Origin of the sequence: Actinoalloteichus spitiensis RMV-1378 (assembly GCF_000239155.1) — a bacterium.
In the GTDB taxonomy this organism is placed as follows: domain Bacteria; phylum Actinomycetota; class Actinomycetes; order Mycobacteriales; family Pseudonocardiaceae; genus Actinoalloteichus_B; species Actinoalloteichus_B spitiensis.
Genome location: NZ_AGVX02000316.1, coordinates 1 through 9,065 on the forward strand (window position 1 = coordinate 1; position 9,065 = coordinate 9,065).

6 protein-coding genes and 1 pseudogene are annotated in these 9,065 nt (G+C 73.2%); 3 read left to right on the forward strand and 4 right to left on the reverse strand.

Annotated features, from left to right (window positions below):
• Positions 1-237: 237 nt before the first annotated feature.
• On the forward strand, positions 238-1,569 hold the full coding sequence (locus tag ACTIDRAF_RS0214455) for a hypothetical protein (RefSeq protein WP_016699448.1): 1,332 nt from the start codon (positions 238-240) through the stop codon (positions 1,567-1,569).
• A gap of 93 nt (positions 1,570-1,662) precedes the next feature.
• Here the strand turns inward: ACTIDRAF_RS0214455 and ACTIDRAF_RS0214460 are convergent, their stop codons facing one another.
• Positions 1,663-2,760, reverse strand: coding sequence for an adenosine deaminase (locus tag ACTIDRAF_RS0214460; protein WP_016699449.1), 1,098 nt, complete (start codon positions 2,758-2,760; stop codon positions 1,663-1,665).
• 483 nt (positions 2,761-3,243) lie between these two features.
• Here ACTIDRAF_RS0214460 and ACTIDRAF_RS0214465 point away from each other — a divergent pair, with 483 nt between their 5' ends.
• Positions 3,244-4,488: an apolipoprotein A1/A4/E domain-containing protein gene (locus ACTIDRAF_RS0214465; protein ID WP_016699450.1), complete on the forward strand. Its 1,245-nt coding sequence runs from the start codon at positions 3,244-3,246 to the stop codon at positions 4,486-4,488.
• A 946-nt stretch (positions 4,489-5,434) separates the two neighbouring features.
• On the opposite strand, the gene ACTIDRAF_RS0214470 is transcribed toward ACTIDRAF_RS0214465, so the two are convergent.
• Positions 5,435-6,097 (reverse strand): TetR/AcrR family transcriptional regulator, encoded by a 663-nt coding sequence (locus ACTIDRAF_RS0214470; RefSeq protein WP_016699451.1) that lies wholly within the window; start codon positions 6,095-6,097, stop codon positions 5,435-5,437.
• 224 nt (positions 6,098-6,321) lie between these two features.
• On the opposite strand from ACTIDRAF_RS0214470, the gene ACTIDRAF_RS0214475 reads away from it, so the two are divergent.
• Positions 6,322-7,437: a DUF418 domain-containing protein gene (locus ACTIDRAF_RS0214475; protein WP_016699452.1), complete on the forward strand. Its 1,116-nt coding sequence runs from the start codon at positions 6,322-6,324 to the stop codon at positions 7,435-7,437.
• 51 nt (positions 7,438-7,488) lie between these two features.
• Here ACTIDRAF_RS0214475 and ACTIDRAF_RS0214480 read toward each other — a convergent pair whose 3' ends face one another.
• Both ACTIDRAF_RS0214480 and ACTIDRAF_RS28950 read right to left on the reverse strand, forming a co-directional pair.
• Entirely contained in the window at positions 7,489-8,787 is a 1,299-nt protein-coding gene (locus tag ACTIDRAF_RS0214480) for a thymidine phosphorylase (RefSeq protein ID WP_016699453.1), read from the reverse strand.
• A gap of 97 nt (positions 8,788-8,884) precedes the next feature.
• Positions 8,885-9,065: pseudogene (locus ACTIDRAF_RS28950) on the reverse strand (cytidine deaminase); the annotation flags it as partial.

The window sequence follows — 9,065 nt, forward strand, 5'->3', positions numbered from 1 at the left end:
GGGGAGGCCCACCGCCGGCCCTGGAGCGGGCGGATGGCCGCCGCCAGGCCAACCGGCCCAACCCCAGCTCCCCCCATCGGAGCAGGACCCGCGCGGCCAGGACCGCCACGGCGGACCTCCCGGACCCGGCACCCGGACCGGTGAGCGAACGGGCGGGGGAAACCCGTAGGCTGCCGCGAGGCGAGACGTTCCCGGCTGCGCTGTTGGAGCCGCGGCCGGCGCACCGGAAGGTAGCCGATGGCGCAGGACATCGTTCCGATCGAACTCGGACTCACCCAGGGCGACATGGTGACGCTGTGGGCTCCTCGCTGGCGCGAGGACGGCGAGGAGTGGGAGGCGTTCCTCGGGCACGAGGAGGACCTCTACCTCTTCCCCGACAGTGCCCAGCTGGCGGCCTTCATCCGTTCCGACGCCGACCACGACCTGCTGGACCACCCGGCGTGGGACGTCGTTCCCGAACTGACGGCACGGGAGCTGCTGCCCGACGCCGACCACCAGTTCGACCTGGTCGGGGTGCCGGAGCTCGTCGCGCAGGAGCCGGACACCTGGGTGCTGGGTGAACTGGCCGACATCGTCTCCATCCTCCGGTCGCTCGCGGCGGTCTGCGAACTCGACGTCGTCGACGAGGTGCTCGACGCCTCCCCCGGCTTCTCCGTGCTGGACCAGGGCACGGTGCAGTTCTCCGGCCGGGACGGGGAACGGTTGTGGACCGACCTGGCGCGGGTGGTCGTCAGCCGGTGGGACGAGGTGCTGGACGCCGTGGACGGCGTCGTCGCGACTCCCGAGGTCGACGCCGAGGCGGTGGCCAGGGCCTCGGCCGAGCTCCCCTCCGAGGACGAGGAGTCGTCGGACGAGGACGCGGAGGTCACCGTCGACGCGTCGGAACCGGTGACCCCCAAGGACCCCTCGGTCGAGTTGGCCCCCGCCGAGGAGGCCGGTGCCGGTGTCGAACCGGACGCCGACCCGGGAGAACTCGGATTCTGGCGCGAAGTGGGGATCGACCCGATCCGGATCGTGACCGCGAGCGGGGACTGGTACACCCTGCGCTGCTACCTCGGCGACGAGCCGGTCTTCCTCGGGGCGGAGGGCACCATCGAGGTGTTCCCCTCCACCGAGGCCCTGCTGGCCCACATCCGCTCCGCCGGCCCCACTCCCGACGAGGGCACCACCGAGACGCCCGCCGTGGGCGGTGACCTCGCCGAGGTGTCCACCTGGCCGGAGGTGCTCGCGAAGTCCTCGGCGGGCGAGCTGGTGATCGAGGACGTCGACGGCGACAACACCTACACCCTCGTCGGGCTCGACGACGAACTCGCCGAGGGCCCGGAGGGCATCGACGCCAACCAGCTGGAACTCGCCGTGGAACTCCTCACCGACGCGGCCGACTGGGCGGGGGACGACGCGGCCGCCGAGGCGCTGGCCCCCTCGACCAGCCTGGGGTGGCTGGTGTCCTTCGCGCTGCGCCCGGACCCCACCCGGCTCGCACCGAGCCCGCCGTACGAGAAGGAACAGGCGGCCTGGCGCGACCTCGTCGCCGGCTTCGAGGAGCGACTGCACCGCAACGAGGGCTGATCCGCCAGCACCACCGGGACCCGAGGGGGACGTCCGCGACGGACGTCCCCCTCGTCGTTCCGCACGGCTCCGGCCCGTGCCGGAGCGGACGTGTCAGCCGGCGTCTCCGACCAGCTCGCGGTAGGCGGGGACGAGGACGTCGTCGATGAGGCTGCGGCGGTCCTCGTAGTCGATGAAGGCGGCCTTGGCGGCGTTCAGCGTGAAGCGCTCCACGTCCTCCCAGCCGTAGTCGAACGCCTCGACGAGCAGCCCGAACTCGCTCGACACCGTGCAGTCACTCATCAGGCGGTTGTCGGTGTTGACCGTCACCCGGAACCGCTCCGCGGCCAGCAGGGGGAACGGGTGCTCCTCCAGGGACGCGGCGGCACCGGTCTGGAGGTTCGACGACGGGCACATCTCCAGCGCGATCCGCCGGTCGCGCACGTAGGAGGCGACCTCGCCGAGCTTCACCGAGCCGTCCTCGCCCACGGTCACGTCGTCGGCGAGGCGAACCCCGTGCCCGAGCCGCTCCGTCCCGCAGCGTTGCACCGCCTCCCACACCGACGGGAGCCCGAAGGACTCGCCGGCGTGGATGGTGAAGTGCATGTTCTCCTGGCGGAGGTACTCGAAGGTGCTGAGCTGCCGGGTGGGGGGAAAACCGGCCTCGGGGCCGGCGATGTCGAAACCGACGACCCCGGAGTCCCGGTGGCGGACCGCGAGTTCGGCGATCTCCTGCGAACGGTCCGCCTGGCGCATCCCGCACAGCAGGGTGCCGATCCGGATCGTGCGTCCGGCCGCGGCGGCACGGGACACGCCGAGCGCGAACCCCTCCTGGGTGGCCTCCACGATCTCGTCGAGCCCCAGCCCCTTCTGCTGGGACTGTTCCGGCGCGTAGCGCACCTCCGCGTAGACGACTCCGTCCGCCGCAAGGTCCTCGGCGGCCTCGGCGGCGATGCGGGTGATGGCGTCCCTGGTCTGCATGACGCCCACGGTGTGCGCGAAGGTCTCGAGGTAGCGCTCCAGCGAACCGGAGTTCGCGCTCTCGCGGAACCAGGTCGCCAGGGTGCCGGCGTCCGTGCTGGGGAGGCGTTCGTACCCGGTCTCCTTCGCGAGGTCGATCAGGGTCTGGGGCCGCAGACCACCGTCGAGGTGGTCGTGCAGCACGACTTTCGGGGCGAGTCGGAGGTTCTCCGACGTCAGCGGCGTCGACATGGCCCCAATGTATCGGCGTGGACCAGCGGCCCCGCGCCCCGTGAGATCAGCCTGGTCGCCGACGGCGAGGGGAAGGTCGCTGGGTCGGACCTGTGTGGTGCCTCGAAGGAGTGGCTGATGGTCCATCACCCTGCCACCGGGGCCAGCTCCGCCGCCCGATCCGCTCACCGCCCGGTCCGGCACCTCCGCGAACGGCGGTCGCTCGGCGTGGTGGCTGGCTGGCGGTGATTCCGCGTGGTAGACACGGCGCGTAGCTGTTGATCATTAGCGCCTGCCACGTGCGCGGGCAGCACCATCCGTCGGGGGGCATTCCCTACACTGAGGACACAACCGAAGAAGGCAGGTCGTCGCGGTACCGCTCCGTGACGACGCGGTCCTCTACACCCAGTAATCGCGTTATCGCTGGGGGTCCTTTCCGGTAGCGCCACCGACTGGTTAGGCTCGCTGTGTCGCCCCCGCCCCCTGACGAAGGTCACCCACGCCGTGAACGAGAACAACCACTCAGCGTTGTCGTTCGACCGGATGCGCTCGATGTTGACGCGAGCGGCCGAGATCCGCGACAGCGAGCAGCAACAGGTCTTCGACGCGCTGGACGAGATCCACGCTCGACTGTCCCCCCTGGAGTCGCTGGGCTCGGTCCGCAAGCGACTGTCCGAACTGCCCGACCGCACCGAGGTCAGCGTCCTCGCCGAGAGGCTGGACGAGGCGCTGTCGAAGCTGGAGTCCCAGGACGCGGCGATCTCGGGGCTGCTGCACGCGGTCGACGGCCTGGTGGACAAGCTGGCGAAGCCGTTCGCCCAGCTCGACGGTCGCCTCGACGGGGTCTCCGGCCGTTTCGACGGCGTCGCGGGGCGGATGGACGGCCTGGAGGACCGCCTCGGCCACATCCACAAGCGCCTGGACGACCTGGGCCTGCACCTGGACAAGCAGGACACCCGGCTGGAGAACATGCCCGCCGCCGTGCACGGCCCGGTGCGGGAGCGGATGGACGGCCTCGAGCTGTCGCTGCGCAGCCGCATCGACGAGGTCGACGAGGGTGTGCACGAGCACCTCGACGGGACCAAGGACGCGCTCCAGCGGCACGTCACGGAGTCCGCGGAGACCGTGCGCGGCGAGGTCACCTCGTCGTCCGAGGCCGTGCGCGCCAGCGTGGAGACCAGCCGCGAGACCCTGGGCGAGCAGCTGCGCGAGACGCGGGACGAGGTCCAGCGCAAGCTCGACAGCCTGCTGGAGCGCCCGGCCGTCGACCCGACCGAGAAGTTGGACGCCCTGGCCGAGCGCCTGGAACAGCTCTCCCGCCGTGTGCAGGACGTCAACAGCCGGGTGGAGAAGGTCGACGACAGCGTCCTCGGCCGGATCGGTGAACTGAACGAGGCCGTGGACACCCGTCTGCGCGAGGTGGACTCCGACGTCCTGTCGAAGATCTCCGAGCTGAACCGGGCCGTCGAGACCCACCTCGACCGGATCGACAGCACGCTGGCCGACCGCCCGGACACCGGCGCGGTGAACAGCATGGTGCGCGAGGCCAACGCGGAGTCCGAGCGGCGCAACGCCACCCAGCTCGACGAGGCGATGGCCACGTTCGCCGAGTTGATCCTGGGCGGGGCTCCCACGCCGCCGCCACCGCCCACCCCGCTGCCCCGGCAGCAGCGCCGGGCCACCCGCAAGGGCGGCAAGGGCCGCGACGGGGAGAAGGGCGACGAGGCGGACGCCATCGAGAGCGCCTGAGTCCACGTCACGCTGACGGAGGGGTGGCCGCATGCGGCCACCCCTCCTGTCGTCGCACGCCTCCCTCGTGGCTGGCCTCCGACCAGCCCGCTCCACACCGGGGGTAGGGGATGCGCTCCTGGGGCCACCGCGCTCGGGTCCGGCGCTCCCGACCGGCTCGCGAGCCGCCAGGGGCTGGCGGCAGCGACCTCGGCCCCGGCGGTCAGCCGGTCCCGGCACGCCCTCCGAACTGCCCGCTCCCCTCGACGCTCCGGCGATCACCGGTCGCCGACGGGTGGATCGCCCGCACCGACAACGACGCCGGCGGTCGGCGCGGCGGGGAGCGGTGGCGACCGGATCGACCGCGGTGGCGGCAGCGGGTGTCGGCGGGGCGGGGACGGCGACGGTGGGTGGGGTGGCGGCAGGAGCCGACGTTCCCCGACCCCCGCTCGTCCCGCCGCCCCGGTCAGGTCGCCCCAGCCGGTCCGACACCCGCGCTGGGCGCCCCGCCCGGCGCCACGGACGGCGGGGGGCCGGGTGAGCGGGTTCGGGCTCGCGGGCGGGCCGGGACCCGCTGGCAGGTTCGGTCCGCCAGGCGTGGTTCCGGTCCCGGTGGTGGTTCCGGAGTTGTCGACGTGTCCGGCGGGACGGGCTGGGACGCCACGGAGCAGGAGGAACCGGTGGCGAAACCGGTGTCCGGTGGGCGGTGGCGGCGCGGGCCGGGGCGCGACAACGCGGCGAGGACCAGGAGCGCTCCCGGCCGCGCTGCCCCCAGGAGACCGACGACCTCCTGGGGAGCGGCGGGGGCGGTCGCACCGCCCGTGCTCGGGGAGGACCACGGGCGTCGAGCGCTCCGCGGTGTCCTCCCCGGTGCCAGCGAGTGCCCGGGTGCCAGCGGGGCGCCACCCGGGGTCGCCCGCGCTCGGAGACGCCCCTCCCGAGCGGCGCCCCTCCCGAGCGGCGTCCGTCACCGAGGCCGGGTCTCCGGCGCGGGAGCCGGTGGGGTCTCCTTCCCCGGCCAGCCGGGGTGGATCCCGACGGCCGGCAGGATGGCCTGGTCGACGATGTTGGCCAGCTCCTCGTCGCTGGGCAGCCGCCCGGTGTCGTTGGCGAACTTGAGCACCAGCGCCTCTCCGATGTCGGTCACCACCGGCGTCAGCCGGCCGGGGTCGATCGCTCCTCGCTCGGCGTAGTGCCGCAGCACGACCCGGGTGACACGACCGCCGGCCGGGTCGAACACCCGGTCGAACAGGGCCGCGACGAGGTCGGGGTACCGGTCCCGCTCGATCATGATCGCGGCCACGGCCCGGGCCTGCTCGGTGTCCATCCACTCCCGCAACCGACCCAGCGCGCGGATGAGGTCGCCCCGGAGGTCGTCCGCGGCCGCCGACACCACCTCCTGCGGGTAGGTGACCTGGATGGCGTCCAACAGCAGTTCGTGCGGGGAGTGCCACCGCCGGTAGAGCGAGGTCTTCGCGGCGCCGGCCCGGCGGGCCACCCCTTCCATCGTCATGCGGGCGAGCCCGACCTCGGTCAATTCGGCCAGCGCCGCCGCGTGGATCGCGGCGACGAGGGCAGCGCCCCGCCGGCGGGTGCGCCCCGCCCCCTCCTGGTCCCCCTGGTCCCCCACGACACCTCCTCCTTGATTGGATACGCGACCGTATCCTATGATCGCAGTTAGATACGCGTCCGTATCTTCATAGCGCCGTCGTCCAGCTCCGCCCGCCATCCTCCACGTCCACTGGGGAGCCCGTCGTGCCCGTTCCCGCCGCCGCAGACCCTTCGTCCGGACCTCCACCCACGGCTGCCCCGCCGCACCTCAGGTCCCTCGCGCCGGACCTCGCCCGAGGCGTCATGCTCGCCGTGATCGCACTGGTCCACGCCCACATGCTGGTCGGCGGGGACAGCCATTTCCCCGGCGGCTACCCCACCCACGGGGAGGCCCTCGACCGGGTGGCGGCCGCCGTCCTCACCCTGTTCGCCGACAGCCGCGGCTACCCGATGTTCGCGGCGCTCTTCGGCTACGGCCTCGCCCGCCTCGCCGCGAACCGCGCGGTGACCGGATGGGACTGGCCGAGGGTCCGCCGGTCCCTCCGGCGGCGGGGGTGGTGGATGGTCCTGTTCGGGCTGTTCCACGCGGTCCTGCTGTTCCCCGGCGACATCCTCGCCACCTACGGCCTGCTCGCCCTCGTCTTCGTCGGCGCCCTGCGGTGGAGTGACCGCACGCTGATCCGGCTGGCGGGCGTGTGCCTGGTGGTGTGCTCCACGCTCTACTCGGTGGCCTTCGTCGGTGCGATGGCCGCCACTGGTTCCGGCGCGGCCGCCATGGAGACGGTCGACCCGTTGACCGACGCGGCGATCCGGCTCGCGAGCTGGCCCGTCAGCACCCTGCTCTTCGCTGTGACGTCGCTGTCGCCGTTCCTCGTGGGGATCTGGGCGGCGCGCCGCGGCCTGCTGGAGCGCCCCGAGAGCTCCCTCGGCCTGCTGCGGGGAGCGGCCCTCCTCGGCATCACCACCGCCGCCGTCGGCGGTCTGCCCCTGGCCCTGGTCCACTCGCTGCTGTGGACGGACCCCTCCAGCCTCGCGTCCACCGCCGCCTTCGCGCTGCACTCGACGACCGGGGTCGCGGGGGGACTGGGCTACGCGGCGCTGATCGCCCTGGTCGCCACCCGCCTCGGCGACCGCCGAGGACCGGTCGTCACGGCGCTCGCGGCGTCGGGCGAACGGTCCATGACCTGCTACCTGCTGCAGTCGGTCGTCTGGTTCGCCCTGTTCAACCCCGCCACGATGAACCTCGGGCGGCACATCGACGTCGCGACCTCGGTGCTGGTCGGGCTCGCGGTGTGGGTGTTGGGGCTCGTCATCGCCGACCTCCTGCGCAGAGCCGGCCGACGAGGCCCCTTCGAGGTGCTGCTGCGCAGGCTGAGCGCCGAACGCGAGCGGGGCCGGGTCAGCCGCGACCAGGGCTGACCGGGGAGGGGCCACCCCGGGCGGCGGGTCGAGGACACGGCGGGAGCGGAGTCAGCCTCCGCGCACCACGTCCAGCACGAGGGGGTGCGCCTCGTCCGCCGACTCCCCGGTGCGCACCGCGCTCGCCAGCTCGGCCACCGCGCCGGGGAACGCCTCCGGGGTGTCAGTGCTCAGCTCGAACAGCGGGTCGCCCCGGCGGACACGGTCGCCGGGCCTGGCCAGCAGTCGGACTCCCGCGCCGAACTGCACGGCGTCCTCCTTCCGGGCGCGGCCGGCACCGAGCCGCCAGGCGGCCATCCCGACCTGGTAGGCGTCCACGGCCGTCAGGACACCGTCCTCGACGGCGGTGACGGTGCGGGTGTGCGCGGCGGTCGGTAGGGGGGCGTCCGGGTCGCCGCCCTGCGCACGGATCATCCGGCACCACGTCTCGTACGCGGCGCCGGAGGAGAGGACGACTGCGGGGTCGGTGGCCCCGGTGGGGGCGATGCCGGCCAGCCGGAGCATCTCGGTGGCCAGTGCCACCGTGAGTTCGACGACGTCGGCGGGCCCCCCACCGCGCAGCACGTCCACCGCCTCGGCGACCTCGAGGGCGTTGCCAACAGTGGTTCCCAGCGGGGTGGACATGTCGGTCAGCAACGCGCTCACGGCCATGTCGTGGTGTTCACCGATGGACACCAGGGTGGCGGCGAGCTCCCTCGCCCGGTCCTCGTTCTTCATGAAGGCGCCGGATCCGACCTTGACGTCGAGCACGAGGCCGTCCGCTCCCTCCGCGACCTTCTTCCCCATGATCGACCCGGCGATCAGCGGAATGGACTCGACGGTTCCCGTGACGTCGCGCAGCGCGTACAGCTTGCGGTCGGCCGGCGCCAGCCCCTCGGTGGGCGCGCAGACGACCGCGCCGACGGAGTTCAGCTGGGCGACGATCTCCGGGGTCGTCAGCCGCGCCCGCCACCCGGGGATGGACTCCAGTTTGTCCAGGGTGCCGCCGGTGTGGCCGAGGCCGCGCCCGGACAACTGGGGAACGGCCGCCCCGCAGGTCGCCACCAGCGGGGCCAACGGCAGGGTGATCTTGTCGCCAACACCCCCCGTCGAATGCTTGTCGACCGTCGGCCGGTCCACCTCCGACAGGTCCAGCCGCTCCCCCGACCGCACGATCGCCCGCGTCCAGCGGCCGGTCTCCCGGGCCGTCATCCCGTTGAGCAGGATCGCCATCGCGAGGGCGGCCATCTGCTCCTCGGCGACGCCACCCGCGCTGTAGGCGCCGATCACCCAGTCGATCTGCTCGTCGGTCAGTTCGCCGCCGTCCCGCTTCACGCGGATCACGTCAACGGCGCTCGGCGCTGCGGTCATCTCGACTCCTGGCTCTGGGTCACTGTTCGGTGCGGGGCGTCGTCGTGCCGGCTCCGGCACGGGCTGGCCCCGGGCGGGGCGGGGCCAGCCCGCGGCCTCAGCTGGCGGGCAGGTCGGCCGGGCCGAAGGCCGCCGGCAGCACCCGCGTCATCGGCAGCACCCCGTCCGGGGTGTCCACCAGGCACTCGGGACCACCGAGTTCGTAGAGCACCTGGCGACAGCGGCCGCAGGGCATGAGCAGCTCGCCGGCACCGGAGCGGCAGGGGGGGGGGGGGGGG